Below are 19,391 nucleotides of genomic sequence, written 5' to 3' on the forward strand. Positions count from 1 at the left end.
CCGGCGGGACCATGCCCGGATAGACCGAGGGGAAGCCGCCGCCGACATCGACGATGTCTACGAACACACCGGCGCGGCTGATCGAGCGCCCGACCTGGGCCATGGCGGCCTGGTAGGCGCTGGGTCGCATGCATTGCGAGCCGACGTGGAAGCTGACGCCCATCAGACCGTCGGTGACCGCGCGACGCGTGGCCAGCAACAGGGCCGGGGCCTGGTCCGGCGTGACGCCGAACTTGCCCGACAGCGTATAGGCGGCCCCGTCGGTGGCGACGGCCATGCGCACGATCAGGTTCAGGTCCGTCGCAGCGCCGGTGGCGTCGAGGATCTTCAGCAGCTCATCGTGGCTGTCGAGCGCAAAGGTCCGCACACCCAGTTCGAAATAGGCGCGGGTGATGGCATTGCGGCTCTTGACCGGATGCATGAAGGCCAGACGCGCGTCGGGGCTGACCGAACGCACCAGTTCGATCTCGGCGAGCGAGGCGACGTCGAATGAATTAACGCCTTCCGCAACGAGGGTCTCGATGACCCACAGCGACGGATTCGCCTTCACTGCATAGAAGACGTCGGCTTTCAGATTGTCCTGGAACCAGCGCGCCGCTACGGAAACCGAACGCGGCCGCACAAGGGCGACTGGACGCTCGGGGGACCGCTCACGGACCAGGTCCAGGGGAAATGGATACGTGCGCAATTCACGTAAACCCCTGTAATTGTTAAACCCAGCCGGCGTTAGCAGCGCAAGATCAGACCACGGGGTCCGCCGGAAAGGGCGATGTAAGGTCGTGAGGCCGGAATGTAAAGCGGCGATTTTGTGTTGCCGCCCCGGACTCGGCCCGTCTGCCTGCTGATAGAACTCTCCGCCCACCGGGGCGTTCCCACTGACTGGGGGCGCCGGAAAGCGGGCGGCGGGACAGGGGATCGCGATGAATCGTTGGCTGTTTATCTGGAGGCGCACGACGCGTGAACTGTGGTTCCGCGCCGGTCTCTATGCGGTGTTCGGTGTGGTGGCCGCCCTGGCCGCCGTCGTGGCGGCCCCGCTGGTCCCGACCGCAATGGCCGACCGCTTCGGCGGCGAGTCGGTCGAACAGGTCCTGACCATCCTGGCGTCCAGCCTGCTGGCCGTGGCGACCTTCTCGCTCGGGGCGATGGTGACGGCCTATACGGCCGTGTCCAGTGCGGCCACGCCGCGGGTGGCGTCGCTGGTCACCGGGGATGAGGCGACGCAGAAGTCATTGGCCACCTTCGTCGGGGCCTTCCTCTACGCCATCGTCGGGGTCACGGCGATCAACGCCCACTACTATGCGGCAGCCGGTCGGGCGGTGCTGTTTCTGATCAGTCTGGCTGTCGTCGGCCTGGTCGCCTTCCGCCTGCTGGCCTGGATCAACCGGCTGTCCCGTCTGGCCCGGCTGGGTCATATGATCGAGCTGGTCGAGGATCGCGCCACCCGGGCGCTGGTCGAGGCCGCCGCCCGTCCGAACCTGGGGGGGCGGGCCGGGAGCCTGGGCCCCGGCGCGCTGGTCGTGACCAGTCCGCGGACCGGCTATGTCCAGAATGTGGACCCGGACCATCTGCAGCGGGCCGCCGGGGCCGCCGACACCCATGTCGAGGTCATCGCCGTGCCCGGTACCTTCGTGCGGCGAGGCGAGGCCCTGTGCCGTCTGGACCTGACCGCAGCGGATGGGGCGGTGCAGGACAGTTTCTGCGCCGCCTTCACCCTGGGGCGGTCACGCTCATTCGACCAGGACCCCCGGTTTGCCCTCACCGTGCTGGGGGAGATCGCCGGCAAGGCCCTGTCGCCGGGGGTCAATGACCCCGGAACCGCCGTCGAAATCGCGACCGCCGGGGTTCGCCTGCTGGATGCCTGGTGCCAGGCGCGGGACGAGGCCCCCGAGGCCCCGGAGGTGACACACGACCGTCTGCGCGCCGCGCCGCTTCCCGAGGCCGAGATGCTGGACGACGTTTTCGGTCCCCTGATCCGCTACGGGGCCGGCGATCTGCGAGTGGCTATCGTGCTGCAGCAGGCCCTGGGGTCGCTGGGAGCCGAGCGGGGGCCCCTGGGGCGCGCCGCCGCCCGGTTGGGCAAGGAGGCCCTGAAACGGTCGGTCGCGGCCATGGCCTCCGCGCCGGATCGGGCGCGGCTCAGGACTATCATTTCCTGACTTCGATGCGTCACACTGGACGAAATCGACGGCGGCGTGTCATTAAGACTTGCCGAAGCGCGTTCCGCGCGTCATGCGGCCCAGCCCTGCAACCGCCGTCAGCGAGTCCATGAGCTCATCCGCCGCCGCCGTCGCTTCCGTGCGCGATGTGTCAAAGACCTTCGGTTCTCGCAAGGCGCTCGACGGCGTGTCCGTTGAGGTCGCCGCCGGGGAAATGGTCGCCCTGATCGGTCCTTCAGGATCGGGCAAGTCGACGCTGCTGCGGTCGATCACCGGCCTTCAGAGCATCGATCCCGGCAAGGGCACGATCGAGGTGTTCGGCGAGACGGTCCAGAAGAACGGCCGCATCACCGGTCGCGTCCGCGCCGCGCGCGGCAAGCTGGGCATGATCTTCCAGCAGTTCAACCTGGTCGGCCGACTGTCCCTGTTCTCCAACGTCATGCTCGGTGCCCTTGGCCGGCTGCCGGTCTGGCGCGGCCTGTTCGGCCTGTGGCCGGCGCACGACAAGGACCGGGCCATGGCGGCCCTGCACCGCGTCGGGGTTTCCGACTATGCCGGACAGCGGGCCAATACCCTGTCGGGTGGCCAGCAGCAGCGCGGGGCCATCGCCCGGGCGATCGTCCAGGGGGCCCAGGCCATCCTCGCCGATGAGCCGGTCGCCTCCCTCGATCCGGTTTCCGCCCGCAAGGTCATGGAACTGCTGGTCGAGCTGAACAAGCGTGACGGGATGGGCGTGATCGTCACCCTGCACCAGGTCGACTATGCCATCCGCTATTGCGATCGGGTCATCGCCCTTCAGGCGGGCAAGATTGTCTACGATGGCCCGACGACCGGCCTCGACACCAACCGTCTTATCGACATCTACGGTCCCGAGTTCGAGGACGCGTTCTGGGAAGCCAAGGCATGACCCGCACCCTGTTCACCCGCCGTCTGGCCGCTGTCGCCGGTGTCGCTGTCCTTGCCCTGGGTCTCGGCTCATGCGGCAAGGGTGAGGACACGGCGGGCGGTACGCCGACGGAAATCACCTTCTCGATCCTGTCGGCCGAGGGCCAGGCTTCGTCGGGGCCGCTGTGGCAGCCGCTGCTCGACGATATGTCCAAGGCCATCGGCGTGCCGGTGAAGCCCTTCTTCGCCGGGAACTACAATGTGCTGATCGAGGCGATGCGCTTCAACCAGACCCAGGTGGCCTGGTTTTCGGCCAAACCGGCCCTGGAAGCGGTCGACCGGGCCCAGGGCGAGGTCATCGCCCGTATCGTTGATCCGGAAGGTCGTGACAGCTACCGCTCGACCCTGATCGTCAAAAAGGGCTCTGGCATTACGCTGGACAAGGTTCTGGCCTGCGGCAAGGTCTATGATTTCGGCATCGGTGACGCCCAGTCGACCTCGGGCACGCTTGCGCCGATGACCTTCCTGTTCAATCCGCGCGGCATCGCGCCCGGCCAGTGCTTCAAGACCATGCGGTCGGCCAGCCACCAGGCCAACGCCTTTGCCGTCGCCACCGGCGTCGTCGACGTCGCGACCTCGAACACGGTCAACACCGTCTTCATGATGCGGGAAAATCCGCATCTGGCCAGCCAGTTGGAAGACATCTGGACCTCGCCCCCGATCCCGGAGTCCGGGATCGTGATCCGCGAGGATCTGGACCCTGTACTGAAGGAGAAGATCCGCAGCTTCTTCCTGACCTATGGCCAGGGTGACGGTGCCGAGGCCGAGCGCCAGCGCCAGGTTCTTGCCAGCCTGAACTATTCGATGTTCCGCGCGGCCGACGACGGCTACCTCGACCCCGTCCGGGAAATGGTCGCCGACCAGCAGCTGTCCGAGGCCCGCGCCAAGGGCGACCAGGCGGCCGTGGCCGCCGCCGAGCGCGCCCTGGCCGCCCTGCGCGCCAAGCGTGAGGTCCAGCCTTGAGCGAGACACCGAAAACGGCCCTCGCGTCCGGAGCCCTGCCGACCGTGGTGGCGGGCGGAATTCCGCGGCCGCCGGCCAAGTCGCTGTCGGCCTGGCTGCTGGACCTGCTGCTGTGGGGCGGTATCGCCGTCGTGCTGATGATCAGTTTCGACAAGGTCGATATGGTCAATCTGCCGAAATTGATCACCAACCAGGAAAGCATCCGCACCTACGGCCGGGAGCTGTTGCGGCCTGACTTCACCAATTGGCGGCATCTGGTCGGCCTGATGTGGCTGACCGTGCAGATCGCCCTGTGGGGCACGTTCATCGCCGTGTTTATCGCCGTCCCCCTGGGGCTGGCCGCGGCACGCAACATCGCCCCGGCCTGGGTCGTCTGGCCGGTCCGGCGCGTGATGGACCTGTTGCGCTCCATCCCCGACCTGGTCATCGCCACCCTGTTCATCGTCGCCGTCGGCCTCGGTCCGCTTGCGGGTGTGCTGGCCCTGGCGCTCAATACGGGCGGTGTGCTGGCCAAGCTGTTTTCGGAGGCCGTGGAGTCGATCGACAAGGGTCCGGTCGAGGGCGTGCGCGCCACCGGGGCCACCCCGCTGCTCGAAATCGTCTGGGGGGTAATTCCCCAGGTCGCGCCGCTGTGGACCTCGTTTGCCCTCTACCGGTTCGAATCCAACAGCCGCGCGGCGACGGTTCTGGGCCTGATCGGGGCCGGGGGTATCGGCCAGCTGCTGTTCGAGGACATCCAGGGCTTCAACTATAATGAGGTCTCGGCGATCGCGATCGTGATCGTCGTGGCGGTGACCCTGATCGACACCCTGTCGCAGATCATGCGCAAACGCTTGCTCTGACTGTCACAAAGGCGCGCGCTGACCGTCATATATGTCTGATCTAAGCGGGTCAGAAACGCCGTGTTCGGAGAATAGATCATGACTTCCAAACTTCTTGCGGCCGTCTCGGCTGTCGCCCTGTTGGCCGTTGCCGGCTGTGGCAATGGTGGCGGTGGCGGCGACGGAGCCCGCGCCGGTATCTGGGCCGCCGGCTCATCGACCGTCTTCCCGTTCGCCACCCGCGTGGCCGAGAATTTCGCCCGGGCCTCGGGCGGGGCCGCTCCCCGTGTCGAGTCGCTGGGCACCGGCGGCGGCATCCAGGCCTTCTGTCAGGGCGTCGGCCCCAGCACGCCGGATATCGCCAATGCCTCGCGGCCGATGAAGGCCTCGGAATATGCGATGTGCCAGCAGAACGGTGTCACCGACATCGTCGAGCTGAAGATCGGCTTCGACGGCATCGTCATCGCCACCGCGCGCGACGGCAATGGCTTCAACTTCCAGCTCAAGGACCTGTACCAGGGCCTGGCCAAGGAAGTGCCCGGCGGTGACGGCTTCGTCGCCAACCCGGCCACGACCTGGAATATGGTCAACTCCAGCCTGCCCAACCAGCGCATCCAGGTCTATGGCCCGCCGCCGACCTCGGGCACGCGCGACGCCTTCCTGGAGCTGGGCATGGCCCCCGGCGCGGCCTTGATCCCGGCGCTCGCCGCGGTCAAGACCGCCGACAAGGACCGGTTCGAGACCCTGGCCCATACGCTGCGCGAGGACGGTGCCTGGATCGACGCCGGCGAGAACGACAATGCGATCGTCCAGACCCTGTCGCGCACCCCGGGTTCGCTGGGTGTGTTCGGCTTCTCCTTCCTGGAGCAGAACATGGACACGGTGAAGGCCGAGACCATCGACGGCATCGCCCCGAGCGCCGAGACCATCGCCGACGGCACCTATCCGCTGGCCCGCAGCCTCTACATCTACGTCAAGAAGGCCCATATCGGCGTGACCCCGGGCCTGCAGCAGTTCGTGCAGGAATTCATGTCCGAGGCGGCCGCCGGCCGTGGCGGCTATCTGCAGGACCGTGGCCTTGTGCCTCTGCCGGTCGAGCAACTGGTCGCACAACGGGCCGCCGCGACGGCCATGACGCCGATGACGGCACCGGCGAAATAGCGCCGCACGGGTTGGCTCTCCGTGGCCTTGCGGGCATGATCTCCGCCGTACCCAAGGTGGAATCATGCTCGCAGTCACCCTGTTCATCCTGAGTCTCGGCCAGACCTCCCCGGAGGCGGAGGCGGCGGCGCGGTCCGCGCCGCGCTGGAGCGTGCGGCCCCGGGTCGAGCCCTCGTCCAGGCTCGTCCGCAGCGGCCTCGAGACCGCGTCGGCCACCATCCGCTGCCGGGCCCTTCCGGACGGTCGCGTCGAGGACTGCCGGATCACCGCCGAGGCACCGTCGGGCTCGGGTCTCGGCCGGCAATTGATCGAGGCCGCGCGGGAGGCGCGCATCGATCCGGACAGCCTGGAGCCGGGGGACGGCGCCTGGGTGTCGTTCTCCGCCCGCTTCCTGCTGGACTAGGCCGCGACCTTGCGGCGGAGTCGGGCGATCCGCCTCAGGCGCCGCCAGAAGCGGCCGCGCTCGGGCTCCGGGTAGGGCTGCAGATTCTCGACGAACTGTTCGGCCGAGGCGCGCCAGCTGAATTTCTCGGCATAGGCCCGCACCGCGGCGCGATCACATTTCAGGGCTTCAAGGCAGGCGGTCCGCAGGTCGGCGTCGATCGCGCCGGCTCCGGACCCGGGAATGATGTCGATCGGGCCATGGGCCGGATAGGCGGCGACCGGGGTCCCGGTCGCCATGGCCTCGAGGATCACCAGGCCGAAGGTGTCGGTCCAGCTGGGGAAGACGAAGACGTCGGCGTCGCGGAAGCAGCGCGCGAGTTCCTCGCCGAACCGTGCCCCGAGGAATTTGGCCTCCGGATAGCGGGCGGCCAGATCGGCCCGGGCCGGCCCGTCGCCGACGACGATCTTGGTGCCGGGCAGGTCAGTCTCGAGGAAGGCCTCGATATTCTTCTCGACGGCCACCCGGCCGACATTGAGGAAGAAGGGGCGGGGCCAGTCCTTGCCGCCCATCTCGTCATAGATGCGCGGCAGGTCCGGATTGAACTGTTCGGTGTCGACGCCCCGTGACCAGGGCGAGACGTTCCGGAAGCCGTGTTCGACCAGCTCGTCGCGCAGGGTCGGGGTTGCCACCATCAGCCGTCCGGACGGCTTGTGGAACCATTTCATATAGGCGTAGCCGACCTGGACCGGGATCGGGAACCGGGCCGAGACATATTCCGGGAATTTGGTGTGATAGCTGGTGGTGAACGGCAGCTTCCACTCCACGCAGATGCGCCGCGTGGCGATGCCGATGGGGCCCTCGGTGGCGATGTGGACGGCCTCGGGCTCGAAGGCGCGCAGGCGCTCGCGAATCTCTTCTTCGGCACCGAGCGCCAGCCGGATTTCCGGATAGGTCGGGCAGGGAATGGTCTTGAACTGGTCAGGGCGAATGACCTCGACCTCATGACCCATGGCGCGGCACTCGGCCACGGTCCGGGTCAGGGTGCGGACGACGCCATTGACCTGGGGTTCCCAGGCGTCGGTTGCCAGAACAATGCGCATGGACGGACGGAGAGCTTTCACCATCATCGAGAAGCCAAGCCTTAGCCGCTCCTGATGACGAAGGCGAGACTTCAGAACCGGGATCGCGTCGATCAGGTCCGGCGCGGGAAGCCGCCGGCCCGGCTGAGCGCCGACGGCGCGGGCCTGCCGAGCCTGTCGCCCATCCAGCGGGCGGTCGTGATCAGGGCGTCCAGATCATAGCCGGTGGTGAATCCGGCCCGCTCCAGCATGTAGACGAGGTCTTCCGTGGCGATATTGCCGGTCGCCCCCGGCGCGAACGGGCAGCCGCCGATGCCGCCGGCCGAGGCGTCGAGCACATCGACGCCAGCCTCGACCCCGGCATAGGCATTGGCCAGGCCGGTGTTGCGGGTGTCATGGAAATGCAGTCGCAGCCGGGCCTCCGGTGCCGCCTTGCGGGCAGCCTCGACCACCCGGGTGACGGCCCAGGGATCGCCGGCCCCGATGGTGTCGGCCAGGGCGATTTCGCCGACCCCGAGGGCGGCGATCCGACCGACCAGGCTGGTGACCTGATCGACGGAAACCTCGCCGTCGAACGGGCAGCCCCAGACGCAGGAAATCGTCGCGGACAGGGCGGGGGCAGCGGCGGCCCGACCGGCCGCATTGTGGCGTCGACCGATGATCTCGCCGAGCATGGTCACCTGGTCGTCCACTGACAGGCCCTGGTTCTTCAGGCCGAATCCGTCGGTCGCGGACAGGGAGACATTGACCTCGTCCACGCGGGTTTCCAGCGCCCGGTCATAGCCGCGCCCGTTCAGCACCAGGCCGATGCGGCTATGGCCCGGGTTGGGCGTGAGCAGGGTCATGACCGCTTCGGCCCCCGCCATCTGCGGCACATATTTCGGATGAACGAAGGAGACGGCCTCGATCCGCCGGGCCCCGGCGGCTTCAAGTCTCTGCACGAACTCAGCCCGCACGGCAGGCTCGAATACGGTGGGCTCATTCTGCAGGCCGTCGCGGGGCCCGACCTCGACGATGGTGATATGGCGACGGCTCAACGGCGGCCTCCGTCGGTGTCCGCCGCGCCGGGCGGCGCATAGACGGTCAGGCTGACGTCGTCGCCGCTGGAATAATTGTGCCCCGTGACGATACCGACCGCCCGGCCGGTCACACCAAGCCGCGCGCTGGACTGGTGGAAGGCGTCGGCGTCATGCGCCTCGACGATGGCCGGACGACCCTCGGCCAGGGCCCGGGCCGCGCCTTCGGCATCGGTCAATTCGGTATTTCGGCCCGTCAGGAAGACGAAGCTGGGCTCATGGAAGCCGGTGATGGCGACCGGGCCGGCGATCCGGCCCTGGCGCGGGTGGAGATCGGCCTGTTCGAGGGTGGCCTCCAGTCGGGGCGCGATAGCCAGCGGCCGCAGCTGGCGCAGGGTTCCCGCCAGGGCCGCATGGGCGAACACACCGAGCAGGACCGAGGCGATAATCGCCGATGTCGTGGCGCGATTCAGCAGCAGGAAGGCCCCGATCGCCGCCGCCCCGGCGGTGAAGACGATGGTCAGGGTCGCCCAGGTCTGGGCGGTCGAGGTGCCAAACTCGGTCAGGCCGTACAGGGTGATGCCGATGATCAGGGTCCCGGCGAGGACCGTCAGCACCGCCCCCGTGCGCCGCGAGATCACGCCGATCGGCCGGGTCAGGGCCGCCGCGGCCAGCAGGGCGATGGCCCCGAAGGTGGGCAGGGTATAGTGCCAGAGCTTGGTCGGGGCTGCCTCGAAGATCAGCCAGGCCGGGACCAGCCAGCAGACCATGAAGCGCACGGCCGGTTCCGAGCGCCGCTGCCAGGCGGTCGACAGGGCCGCCGGCAGCATCAGGGTGGCGGGGAAGAACAGCAGGGGGGCGAGGAGCAGATACATGCCCGGGAAACCGCCGTGGCTCTCCTGGGCCCCGGTTAGTTTGGGGGCCAGGTCGCCGCCGATCGCCTCACGCCAGAAGCCTCCGTCGGTGGCGATGGTGATGGCGATGGCCCAGGGGCCGACGATCAGGGCCACCAGGGGCAGGCCCCAGCCCCAGCCGAGGCGGCGCATCCACGACAGGTCACGATCCCAGACGGACAGGGCGATCATCGCCGGAATGACCACGATCAGGCCGATCGGCCCCTTGATCAGGATCGACAGTCCCAGTCCCAGCCAGAACAGGAGTTTATGCAGTCTCAACGGGGGCTGATCGGCCCGCGCCGCCATATAGATCCGGGCCAGGGCCGCCATGGACAGGGTGATCGCGCCGCACAGCATGGCGTCGGTCTTGGCGATTCCCGCCTCGCTGGACAGCAGGAAGGTGGCGCCCAGCAGGATGCCGCCGAGGAAGCCGGCGCGTCGCCCGAACAGGGCCGCCCCGGCCCAGGCGCAGGCGGCTGCGGCCAGCATCGCCCCCAGGAGGGAGGGCAGGCGATAGGGGGCGATGTCGCGATTCTCGACGCGGGAGGTGGCCGCCACGGCCATGGCCTGCATCCAGTAGATGCCGACGGGCTTCTTCCAGCGCGATTCGTCCTGGAAGCGGATGTCGACATAGTCGCCGCTCTCCAGCATCTGCGACGTCGCCTGGGCGTAGCGGCTTTCGTCGCGGTCCAACGGAGGCAGCAGCAGCAGACCCGGCAGGCCGGCGACGAGGGTCAGCAGGGCGGCCAACAGGGGGCCGCGCCAGCCGGCGATATAGTGATCCAGGTTCGGGCGCGTCATGGGGTCATTCCTACCACGCCGTTTCGCGGGACGTCAGCCATCGTGACCCACCCGATCTGCGGTGACGCCTGTGTCCGCTTGTGGCTCCCGCCCGGCGGCAAACTCGGCTATTGAGCGACGATGACAAGCACGGATGCCCCTGAAATCTCCGTCGTCGTGCCGGTGCATGACGAAGCTGGTGCCGCCGGTCCGCTGGCGCGAGAAATCGCCGCCGCCTTCGCCGGTCGCGCCTATGAGATGATTTTCGTCGATGACGCCAGCCGCGACTCCACCCTGGCGGAGCTTCAGGGCCTGATGGCCGAACTGCCCGCCCTGCGGGTCCTCGGACATACCCGGAACGCGGGTCAGAGCCGGGCTGTGCGGACCGGTGTACTGGCGGCGCGGGGGGCGATCATCGTGACCCTCGACGGCGACGGCCAGAATCCCCCGGCAGACGCGCCGAGACTGGTCGACGCCCTGATCGCCGCCCCGGCCTCCGTGGGTCTGGTCGGCGGCCGACGCGCCAAACGTCAGGATTCCGCAGCCAAGCGCCAGGCCTCGCTCTGGGCCAACCGTATTCGCAAGAAGCTGCTTCAGGACGACGCCGACGACACCGGCTGCGGTCTGAAGGCCTTCCGGCGCGAGATCTTTCTGCGGCTTCCCTATTTCGATCACATCCATCGTTACCTGCCGGCGCTGATGATCCGTGAGGGTTTCGAGAACCGCTATCTGGACGTCGATCACCGGCACCGGGAGACCGGTCAGTCGAAATATACCAACTGGGGACGGCTGATGGCCTCGGTCTCGGACCTGATGGGCGTGATGTGGCTCAAGTCCCGCTCGCGGCAGCCCGGTGCGGTTCGTGAGGTTGGCGTCAGCTGAGTCGGTCACTCGCCTGCCGGGCGAAGTGACGTAGCCGTATGGAGCGAACGGGGGTATTCGTCGTTAACAAGCGCGACCGTTCCATCGGTCGCCTGTCGAGGATCGAACCATGCTGATCGCCCTGCCCCTGCTGCTGATACCCGTCGTCATCTATAATATCGTCGTCCTGTCCGGAATGATGGGGAGCAACGGCGCGCTTCAGGCGGACGCCGTTCTGCGCGACCCGATCTTCTCGATCCCGATGGCTTCGGGTGCGAACTGGGACGTCGGCGTCGGCGATCTGATCCTGTTTATGGCGCTGATCCTGCTGTTCTTCGAACTGCTGAAATCGACGTCGAGCCAGAAGGTGGCGATCGTCAATCACGCCCTGTCGATGATTCTGTTCGTCGCCTGCCTGGTCGAGTTCCTGCTGATGAAGGGGTTCGCGACCTCGACCTTCTTCCTGATCGTGGTGATGGTCATGCTGGACGTTCTGGCCGGGTTCATCGTCACCATCATCGCAGCCCGCAAGGACCTCGATTTCGGCGGCGGCTGAGGCCGGTGGTGCCGCCTAGCTGAAGGCGGTGAAGATCAGGGCGACGACCGTGACGTCGAACAGGCGGGCGGTGAAGCTGAGAACCGTGGACATGGCGGGCGATCCGGAAAGCGGGACAGGACCCCTTGCACAGCAAGGACCGTGCCGCCGGATATCGCCGCGTCAGACCTCGGTGCGCTTGCCCTTGCCGGCCCCGGGGCGCCGCTCGTTTGGTCCGGAATATTCGGTGCCCAGATAGGTGGAGCGGGCCGCGCCGAGCACCGGCGGGCCGCCTTTCAACCCCTTGCGCTGACCGGTCTGGCCGATCATCTGGGCCGCGAAGGCGGCCGCGCCGGGGTCAGCGGCCGGCCTGGGGGCAGGTCTTGCCGGGCTGTCGTCGGTGGTGGTGGCGTGATCGGCGGCCTCGCCCAGCGGCACCAGATCGCGCGAGGTCGAGCCGGCGCGGCGTTCGTTCGCGCGCCGGTCGCGATCGCGGCGATCCTGCCCCTCGACCGGGCCGACCGGGCGCACGCCGTCGGTCATTTTCCGGCCTTTTCGCCGGCCAGCCGGTCGATCTGGGCCTTCATCTCATCCATCTGCCGGCGCATTTCGGTGAGCGGATCCCGCGGCGACTGATCGGCGGCGGGCTCGGGGGTCTTGTCGGGCCGGGCGGCGGGATTGCCGGAGGCGAAACCGGGCCACATGGTCATGGCCTTTTCGAACAGGGCCATGTTGCGCTTGACCGCCTCGTCCATCAGTCCGGCCCCGGGGGCGGCCCCGAAGGTTCGGCTGAACTGGCTGCGCAGCTCCTCCTGCTGGCGGGAGAAGGAATCCAGCGACATTTCCAGATAGCTGGGCAGGACGCCCTGCATCTGGCCGCCATAGAAGCCGATCAGCTGGCGCAGGAACTGGACGGGCAACAGGGCCTCGCCGCGGCTCTCTTCCTCGAAGATGATCTGGGTCAGGATCTGACGGGTCAGATCGTCGTTGCTCTTGGCGTCATAGACGACGAAATCCGTGCCCTCGCGGACCATGACCGCCAGATCTTCAAGCGTGACATAGGCGCTGGTGGCGGTGTTGTAGAGCCGCCGGTTGGCGTACTTCTTGATGATGACGGTGTCGCCGTCCTTGCCTTTTTCGCTTCCCGACTTTTTCTCGACCACGCGTCGCACCCGCTCTTGTTGCAATGCCGCACTATCCCGCAGGGCGAAGGCGGACGCCAGCCCCCTTGCCGTGACCCGTCCGGGTCAGCCGGCAGGGGCCAGAACCACGCCCACCAGGACGGCAGACCAGTGGGCCGCGGCCCCGGCGACGACGAAACCGTGCCAGATGGCGCGGCGGAATTTCACCCGCGGGCTGATGAAGACGAAGACCCCGGCGGTGTAGATCAGACCGCCGATGACCAGCAGGGCCAGGGCTGCCGGATGGACAGTGTCCATCAAGGGCTTCAGCGCCAGCACGGCCAGCCAGCCGAACAGGGCGTAGACCACGCTCCAGAAGCCGTCAGACAGGCGCGGGGCGATGAGTTTGGCGAAGACCCCGGCGAAGGCGACCAGCCAGACCACGAGGGTGAAGCCCAGCGCCCAGGCCCCTTCGAACCTCTGGGTGGTGAAGGGCGTATAGCTGCCGGCGATCATCAGGAAGATGGCCGCCTCGTCCAGCCGTCGCAGCACCGGCCGGGCGGCACAGGGCCGGGCCTGGTTGTAGACGGTCGAGGCCGTCAGCATGGCGATCAGGCACAGGGCGTAGATGGCCGTGGAGACCGAGGTGCCGACGCCGGCATAGAGGGCGGCGAGGACGGCGAGAACGACGCCGCCGGCCGCGGCCAGGCCCAGACCGACGATGTGGACCCACAGGTCGGCGAGGCGTTCGCCCCGGGTCTGATAGTGTTCGATCATGTCGAGCGCGTCCGGGGTGCAGAGCCGGGTCGCGAGCTTTTTCAGTGTCATCCGCATGGTTTTCTAACCGGGTCGGTGTCCCTGTTGTTCCAGACCATCATGCGCAAACAGGATGACTATCCGCTGAACGGCGCTGACGCGACGTGACGAAGGGCGGCGAATGCGGCAGAAACGCCACGCAACATTTTCGTCCCGGAGTTCCCCATGTCTGACGCCCGCATCGATGTCGTGATCGTTTCCGCCGCCCGCACGCCGGTCGGCTCGTTTCTGGGGGCGCTGTCGAGCCTGCCGGCGTCGAAGCTGGGCGAGATCGCCATCCGCGGGGCGCTGGATCAGGCCGGGGTCGCCCCGGCCGATGTCGATGAGGTGATCCTGGGCCATGTCCTGCAGGCCGCCGCGGGACAGGGCCCGGCCCGTCAGGCCTCGATGGGGGCGGACATTCCGATGGAAACCCCGGCCTGGAGCCTGAACCAGATCTGCGGTTCCGGCCTGCGGGCGGTGGCCCTGGCCTATCAGCAGATCGCCCTGGGCGATGCGCGGATCGTGGTCGCCGGTGGCCAGGAGAGCATGAGCCAGGCCCCGCACGCGGCCAATCTGCGCAATGGTCAGAAGATGGGCGACCTGGCCTTTACCGACACGATGATCAAGGACGGGCTGTGGGACGCCTTCAACGGCTATCACATGGGTCAGACGGCCGAGAATGTCGCGACGCAAAACAACATTACCCGCGAGGCGCAGGACGCCTTTGCCGTCGGGTCGCAGAACAAGGCCGAGGCGGCCCAGAAGGCGGGGCGGTTCGCCGACGAGATCGTTCCGGTCACCATTGCCGGGCGCAAGGGTGACGTCGTCGTCGACCAGGACGAATATGTCCGCCACGGCGCGACCCTGGAGGCCATGGCCAAGCTGCGCCCGGCCTTTTCCCGGGAAGGGTCGGTCACCGCGGCCAACGCCTCGGGCCTGAACGACGGGGCCGCGGCCCTGGTGTTGATGAGCGCCGATGAGGCGAAGGCCCGGGGGCTGGAGCCCCTGGCGCGGATCGTGTCCTGGGCCACGGCCGGGGTCGATCCGGCGATCATGGGCACCGGGCCGATCCCGGCCTCGCGCAAGGCGCTGGAGAAGGCCGGCTGGACCGTCGCTGATCTGGATCTGATCGAATCCAACGAGGCGTTCGCGGCCCAGAGCCTGTGCGTCAAGCGCGAGCTGGGGTTCGATCCGGCCAAGGTCAACGTCAATGGCGGGGCCATCGCCATCGGCCATCCGATCGGTGCGTCCGGTGCGCGGATCCTGACCACCCTGTTGCACGAGATGAAGCGGCGTGACGCGAAGAAGGGTCTGGCGACCCTGTGCATCGGCGGCGGCATGGGCGTGGCCCTGTGCGTGGAGCGCAGCTGATCCTGTCCAGGGGGCGGCGCTGAAGGGAGCCCCAGTCCCGGTCCTGCAGCCGGCCCCGCTTCGCGAATTGGGCGGAAGGGGCTAAGGCGACGCGATGACGACAGACATTCTCTACGGCCGCCCCCCGCTGGTGTTCGATCCTCCCGGTACCGCGACCCAGGTCTCGCCGCTGATTCCCGGATCGACGGCGCTGGAAGACCTCGAACCCGGCTCGCTGGACACGGCTATGCTCTATGCCCCGCCGGGGGTGCTGGAGCGGCGCTATCTGCTGGCCCAAACCCTGCGGGCGCTGAAGGTCGGCGGGCGGCTGGACGTGATGGCGGCCAAGGACAAGGGCGGCTCGCGGCTGAACAAGGAGCTGAAGGCCTTCGGCGTCGCGGTGGCCGAGAGTTCCAAGGCGCATCACCGCCGCTGCGTGGTGACCCGGCCCGAAACCCTGACCGGAATCGACGCGGCCATCGCGGCGGGCGCGCCGCGTCAGGTCGAGGGACTGGAGGCCTGGTCACAGCCGGGCATCTTCGCCTGGGACCGGGTCGATGCGGGTACGGCCCTGCTGGCGGAACATCTGCCGCCGATGAAGGGTACGGGCGTGGACCTGGGCTGTGGTTACGGGGCCCTGGCGACGGTGGTGCTGCGCTCCGGGGCCGTGACGGCCCTGAGACTGGTCGATCTGGACCGCCGCGCGATCGCGGCGGCGCGGAAGAATGTCACCGATCCGCGCGTGACCTTCGACTGGATCGATGCCCGCAATCTCGAGGCGGCCGGAGATCTGGACTTCGTGGTCAGCAATCCGCCCTTCCATGACGGCGGCGCCGAGGACAAGCGGCTCGGCCAGGCCTTCATCCAGAAGGCCGCCGCCCTGCTGCACAAGGGCGGGGTGGCCTGGATCGTCGCCAACCGGCACCTGCCCTATGAGGCCGAGCTGAACACCGCCTTCAAACGGGTGACGATGGTCGCCGACCGGGGTGGCTACAAGCTGTTCGAGGCGGTGAAGTGAGCTCCATTCCGATGTCGTCATCCTTCGGCGAGCGCAGCGAGACCGGAGGACCCAGCGGTGCCGAAGGCGATTTGCTCACGCACGCTGGCCCTACCGATCACGTCCGCGACAGGTTCCCGCTCTCGCGGGCCGCTGGGTCCTCCGGTCTTCACCGCTTTGCGGCTCGCCGAAGGATGACGACGTGAGTGGGGGGGTGAAAACATCCCGCGTCGACAAGCTGCTGGGCGGGATGGGCTATGGCTCGCGCAGCGAGATGGCGCGGCTGGGCAAGGCCGGGGGCATCACCCTGGACGGGGTCGATCTGGTCGATGTGTCAAAACGCATTCCGGTGACCCGTGACCTGCCGCAGCGGATGATGATCGACGGACGTCCGGTCGATCCGCCGCCCGGAGTGGTGCTGCTGCTGAACAAGCCGCTGGGCATGACCTGCTCGCGCAAGGAGGAGGGGGCGCTGGTCTATGACGTGCTGCCGTCGCGCTGGCGACATCGTGACCCGGCCATCTCGACCATCGGACGGCTGGACAAACAGACCTCGGGTCTGCTGCTGCTGACCGACGACGGTGACCTGCTGCACCGGGTGATCTCGCCGCGTCGCCATGTGGCCAAGGTCTATCTCGCGACCCTGGCGCGGCCGCTGGCCGGGACCGAACAGGCCCTGTTCGCGGCCGGGGGGCTGGTGCTGGAGGGCGAGGACAAGCCGCTGGCCCCGGCCGAGCTGGAGGTGTTGTCGCCGACCGAGGCGCGGCTGACGGTGACCGAGGGCCGCTATCATATGGTGCGGCGCATGTTCGCCGCCGCCGGCAACCACGTCGAGGCCCTGCATCGCGAACGCCTGGGCGGCCTGACCCTGCCGGACGACCTGGCTCCCGGCGAGTGGCGGCTGCTGGACGAGGCGGAAGTCGAGCAGATCTTCGCCTGACTGGACGATAGCCATCTAGATGGCTATTCTGGCGACATGAGCACCTATACCGTTGCCCAGGCCCGGGACAATCTGTCCAAGCTGATCGCCGCTGCCGAGCGGGGCGAGGACGTGCGGATCGCGCGAAACGGTCAGCCCGCCGTGCGTCTGATCAGTGATGCCCCGAAAGGGGTCGTCATCGACGTGGCCGAGTTGAAGCGGCGGCGGGTGATGCCCAAGGCCGGACCGACCGATATCCTCGAAATTCTGGACGAAATGCGCCGGGACCGGCCGTGGTGAACGCCTATCTCGATGCCAGCGTCCTCTATTCCATCCTGATCGCTGACGCCCATTCCGATCGGGTGAGGGACTGGCTGGTCGAAGAGCCGGTCCTGACCGTCAGCCTGTGGACCCTGACCGAAACCTCATCGGCCCTGTCGTACGCCCAGAGGACCGGCCGGATTACACCGGGCGAACGCCGTCGCGCTGAGGTCGAAATGGACCGGCTATTCAGTCCGGCGCGGCCGGACGCGGTGATCGGTCCTGATGATTTCCTACAGGCGCGCCGCCTGCTTGAACGTCATGCTGCCCTGCGTGCGCCCGATGCCCTGCACCTGGCCATCGTCGAGCGGGAAGTCTGGGCCCTGGCTACCCTGGACCGCCGCCTGGCCGAGGCGGCGGTGGATCAGGGTGTCACGCTGGCTCTGCCATGACCCTCGTGAAGATCTGCGGCCTGATCACGCCCGAAACCCTCGACGCTGCGCTGGACGGCGGTGCGGCCTTTGTCGGGGCGGTGGTCTATCCGAAGAGTCCGCGCCATCTGGAGCCCCTGCACGCGGCGACCCTGTTCGGCCAGGCCCGGGGGCGGGCGAAGGTGGTGGCGGTGACGGTGGATGCCGATGACGCCCGGCTGACCGAGATCGCCCTGATCCTGAAGCCTGACCTGATCCAGCTGCACGGGCGCGAGACGCCGGAGCGGGCGGTGCGGGTGCGCGAACTGACCGGAGCCGGGATCATCCGCGCCCTGGCGGTGTCGACGGCCGCCGACATCGAAGCGGCGGCGGCTTGGGCACCGGTGGTCGATCACCTGATGTTTGACGCCCGGCCGCCGGCGGATGCGACCCTGCCCGGCGGGGTCGGGGCCAGTTTTGACTGGTCGCTGCTGGCCGGTCGGTCGTTCCCCAGGCCCTGGTTCCTGGCCGGCGGGCTGACCCCGGACAATGTGGCGCAGGCTGTAGCGGTAACCGGGGCCCCGATGGTCGATGTGTCCTCTGGTGTGGAAAGCGCGCCCGGTGTTAAGGACACCGTCCGGATCGCGGCCTTTCTCAGGGCGGTGTGACGCCCCATTTCCGACGCCTCCCCGCGAGAGAAACGCCTGTGAACGCCATCCTGCCCAACGCCTATGCCCTGCCTGACGCCGAGGGGCGGTTCGGTCCCTACGGGGGCCGGTTCGTCGCCGAGACCCTGATGCCCCTGGTCCATGAACTGACCGCGGCCTATGCGGCGGCCCAGGCCGACCCCAGCTTCCAGGCCGAGCTGGATGATTTCCTGACCCACTATGTGGGCCGGCCCAGTCCGCTGTATCTGGCTGAACGGCTGAGCGCCCACTACGGGGCGGCCGACATCTGGTTCAAGCGCGACGAGCTGAATCACACCGGTGCGCACAAGATCAACAACTGTATGGGCCAGATCCTGCTGGCCATGCGGATGGGCAAGACGCGGATCATCGCCGAGACCGGGGCCGGTCAGCACGGGGTGGCCACGGCCACTGTCTGTGCCCGCTTCGGCCTGAAATGCGTGGTCTATATGGGGGCGACCGACGTGCAGCGTCAGTCGCCGAACGTCTTCCGCATGAAGTTGCTGGGGGCCGAGGTGGTGCCGGTGACCAGTGGCCGGGCAACGCTGAAGGACGCGATGAACGAGGCGATGCGCGACTGGGTCACCAATGTCGACGACACCTACTATCTGATCGGCACGGCGGCGGGGCCGCACCCCTATCCGGCCATGGTGCGCGACTTCCAGTCGGTGATCGGCAAGGAGACCAAGGTCCAGATGCAGGCGCGGCGCGGCAAGCTGCCGGACGCCTGTGTCGCAGCCATTGGCGGCGGGTCGAACGCCATCGGCCTGTTCCACCCCTTCATCGACGACGCCTCCGTGCGGCTGATCGGGGTCGAGGCGGCCGGGCGCGGTCTGGACGGACCCGACCATGCGGCCTCGCTGCAGGGCGGCCGCCCGGGGGTGCTGCACGGTAACCGCACCTATCTGCTGCAGGACGCCGACGGCCAGATCCTGGAGGGCCATTCGATCTCGGCCGGGCTGGACTATCCAGGTATCGGGCCGGAACACGCCTGGCTGAAGGATATCGGCCGCGCCGAATATCGCGCCGCCACCGACGTCGAGGCGCTGGAAGCCTTCCAGCTGTGCTCGAAGCTGGAAGGAATCATTCCGGCGCTGGAGCCCAGCCACGCCCTGGCCCGGATCGGCGAGATCGCCGCCGAGGTCGGCAAGGGTGGCGATGTGGTGTTGAACATGTGCGGGCGCGGCGACAAGGACATCTTTGCAGTGGCCGAACATCTGGGCGTCGAGCTCTAGGGCTCCGGGAATCCGA

At 67.9% G+C, this 19,391-nt stretch carries 21 protein-coding genes and 1 pseudogene; 15 read left to right on the forward strand and 7 right to left on the reverse strand.

Annotation, left to right across the window (positions count from 1 at the left end):
- Positions 1 to 688 (reverse strand): annotated as a pseudogene (locus PSV00_RS06550) (type III PLP-dependent enzyme); the annotation flags it as partial.
- Positions 689 to 920: 232 nt separating this feature from the next.
- On the opposite strand from PSV00_RS06550, the gene PSV00_RS06555 reads away from it, so the two are divergent.
- The 6 genes from PSV00_RS06555 (at position 921) to PSV00_RS06580 (ending at position 6,449) form a co-directional block, all read left to right on the forward strand.
- A complete protein-coding gene (locus PSV00_RS06555; protein ID WP_300445713.1) occupies positions 921 to 2,156 on the forward strand; it encodes a DUF2254 domain-containing protein in 1,236 nt (411 codons plus the stop codon).
- A 109-nt stretch (positions 2,157 to 2,265) separates the two neighbouring features.
- Positions 2,266 to 3,063 (forward strand): phosphonate ABC transporter ATP-binding protein, encoded by a 798-nt coding sequence (gene phnC, locus PSV00_RS06560; protein WP_300445714.1) that lies wholly within the window; start codon positions 2,266 to 2,268, stop codon positions 3,061 to 3,063.
- A complete protein-coding gene (phnD, locus tag PSV00_RS06565; RefSeq protein ID WP_300445715.1) occupies positions 3,060 to 4,064 on the forward strand; it encodes a phosphate/phosphite/phosphonate ABC transporter substrate-binding protein in 1,005 nt (334 codons plus the stop codon). Before phnC ends, phnD begins: the two co-directional genes overlap by 4 nt.
- Positions 4,065 to 4,111: 47 nt before the next feature.
- Complete coding sequence (phnE, locus tag PSV00_RS06570) at positions 4,112 to 4,906, forward strand: phosphonate ABC transporter, permease protein PhnE (protein WP_300445936.1); 795 nt, start codon at positions 4,112 to 4,114, stop codon at positions 4,904 to 4,906.
- 78 nt (positions 4,907 to 4,984) lie between these two features.
- Positions 4,985 to 6,046, forward strand: a complete 1,062-nt coding sequence (locus PSV00_RS06575; RefSeq protein WP_300445716.1) for a substrate-binding domain-containing protein — start codon at positions 4,985 to 4,987, stop codon at positions 6,044 to 6,046.
- Positions 6,047 to 6,110: 64 nt separating this feature from the next.
- A complete protein-coding gene (locus PSV00_RS06580) occupies positions 6,111 to 6,449 on the forward strand; it encodes a hypothetical protein (RefSeq protein ID WP_300445717.1) in 339 nt (112 codons plus the stop codon).
- Here PSV00_RS06580 and PSV00_RS06585 read toward each other — a convergent pair.
- The 3 genes from PSV00_RS06585 to PSV00_RS06595 form a co-directional block, all read right to left on the reverse strand.
- A complete protein-coding gene (locus tag PSV00_RS06585) occupies positions 6,446 to 7,531 on the reverse strand; it encodes a glycosyltransferase family 1 protein (protein ID WP_300445718.1) in 1,086 nt (361 codons plus the stop codon). The two genes, PSV00_RS06580 and PSV00_RS06585, sit on opposite strands and share 4 nt — an antisense overlap.
- Before the next feature lie 92 nt (positions 7,532 to 7,623).
- On the reverse strand, positions 7,624 to 8,547 hold the full coding sequence (locus PSV00_RS06590; RefSeq protein WP_300445719.1) for a hydroxymethylglutaryl-CoA lyase: 924 nt from the start codon (positions 8,545 to 8,547) through the stop codon (positions 7,624 to 7,626).
- Positions 8,544 to 10,223 (reverse strand): glycosyltransferase family 39 protein, encoded by a 1,680-nt coding sequence (locus PSV00_RS06595; protein WP_300445720.1) that lies wholly within the window; start codon positions 10,221 to 10,223, stop codon positions 8,544 to 8,546. Before PSV00_RS06595 ends, PSV00_RS06590 begins: the two co-directional genes overlap by 4 nt.
- 120 nt (positions 10,224 to 10,343) lie before the next feature.
- Between PSV00_RS06595 and PSV00_RS06600 the strand changes: the two genes are divergently transcribed.
- The gene (locus PSV00_RS06600; RefSeq protein ID WP_300445721.1) at positions 10,344 to 11,084 is read left to right on the forward strand and encodes a glycosyltransferase family 2 protein; all 741 of its coding nucleotides are present in this window, start codon (positions 10,344 to 10,346) and stop codon (positions 11,082 to 11,084) included.
- 109 nt (positions 11,085 to 11,193) lie between these two features.
- Positions 11,194 to 11,619: a hypothetical protein gene (locus tag PSV00_RS06605; protein WP_300445722.1), complete on the forward strand. Its 426-nt coding sequence runs from the start codon at positions 11,194 to 11,196 to the stop codon at positions 11,617 to 11,619.
- 162 nt (positions 11,620 to 11,781) lie between these two features.
- Here the strand turns inward: PSV00_RS06605 and PSV00_RS06610 are convergent, their stop codons facing one another.
- From PSV00_RS06610 to PSV00_RS06620, 3 genes are all read right to left on the reverse strand, one after another.
- Positions 11,782 to 12,141, reverse strand: coding sequence for a hypothetical protein (locus PSV00_RS06610; protein WP_300445723.1), 360 nt, complete (start codon positions 12,139 to 12,141; stop codon positions 11,782 to 11,784).
- Positions 12,138 to 12,761 (reverse strand): polyhydroxyalkanoate synthesis repressor PhaR, encoded by a 624-nt coding sequence (gene phaR, locus PSV00_RS06615; protein WP_300445937.1) that lies wholly within the window; start codon positions 12,759 to 12,761, stop codon positions 12,138 to 12,140. Before phaR ends, PSV00_RS06610 begins: the two co-directional genes overlap by 4 nt.
- Before the next feature lie 84 nt (positions 12,762 to 12,845).
- Positions 12,846 to 13,553, reverse strand: a complete 708-nt coding sequence (locus PSV00_RS06620; protein ID WP_300445724.1) for a hemolysin III family protein — start codon at positions 13,551 to 13,553, stop codon at positions 12,846 to 12,848.
- Between the two features lie 147 nt (positions 13,554 to 13,700).
- Here PSV00_RS06620 and PSV00_RS06625 point away from each other — a divergent pair, with 147 nt between their 5' ends.
- The 7 genes from PSV00_RS06625 to trpB all read left to right on the forward strand — a co-directional run bounded on the left by PSV00_RS06625 (position 13,701) and on the right by trpB (position 19,375).
- Positions 13,701 to 14,888 carry an acetyl-CoA C-acetyltransferase gene (locus PSV00_RS06625; protein WP_300445725.1) on the forward strand — a complete coding sequence of 396 codons (1,188 nt, stop codon included), beginning with the start codon at positions 13,701 to 13,703 and terminating at the stop codon, positions 14,886 to 14,888.
- Between the two features lie 94 nt (positions 14,889 to 14,982).
- Positions 14,983 to 15,885 (forward strand): class I SAM-dependent methyltransferase, encoded by a 903-nt coding sequence (locus PSV00_RS06630; RefSeq protein WP_300445726.1) that lies wholly within the window; start codon positions 14,983 to 14,985, stop codon positions 15,883 to 15,885.
- Positions 15,886 to 16,114: 229 nt separating this feature from the next.
- Positions 16,115 to 16,804, forward strand: coding sequence for a pseudouridine synthase (locus PSV00_RS06635; RefSeq protein WP_300445938.1), 690 nt, complete (start codon positions 16,115 to 16,117; stop codon positions 16,802 to 16,804).
- A 36-nt stretch (positions 16,805 to 16,840) separates the two neighbouring features.
- On the forward strand, positions 16,841 to 17,083 hold the full coding sequence (locus PSV00_RS06640; protein WP_300445727.1) for a type II toxin-antitoxin system prevent-host-death family antitoxin: 243 nt from the start codon (positions 16,841 to 16,843) through the stop codon (positions 17,081 to 17,083).
- On the forward strand, positions 17,080 to 17,496 hold the full coding sequence (locus tag PSV00_RS06645; RefSeq protein WP_300445728.1) for a type II toxin-antitoxin system VapC family toxin: 417 nt from the start codon (positions 17,080 to 17,082) through the stop codon (positions 17,494 to 17,496). Before PSV00_RS06640 ends, PSV00_RS06645 begins: the two co-directional genes overlap by 4 nt.
- Positions 17,493 to 18,122 carry a phosphoribosylanthranilate isomerase gene (locus PSV00_RS06650; RefSeq protein WP_300445729.1) on the forward strand — a complete coding sequence of 210 codons (630 nt, stop codon included), beginning with the start codon at positions 17,493 to 17,495 and terminating at the stop codon, positions 18,120 to 18,122. The genes PSV00_RS06645 and PSV00_RS06650 overlap by 4 nt, the downstream gene beginning before the upstream one ends.
- A gap of 38 nt (positions 18,123 to 18,160) precedes the next feature.
- Complete coding sequence (gene trpB / locus PSV00_RS06655) at positions 18,161 to 19,375, forward strand: tryptophan synthase subunit beta (RefSeq protein WP_300445730.1); 1,215 nt, start codon at positions 18,161 to 18,163, stop codon at positions 19,373 to 19,375.
- The last annotated feature ends 16 nt before the right edge of the window (positions 19,376 to 19,391 follow it).

The sequence above is a fragment of the Brevundimonas sp. genome (assembly GCF_029945885.1).
Classification (GTDB): Bacteria; Pseudomonadota; Alphaproteobacteria; order Caulobacterales; family Caulobacteraceae; genus Brevundimonas.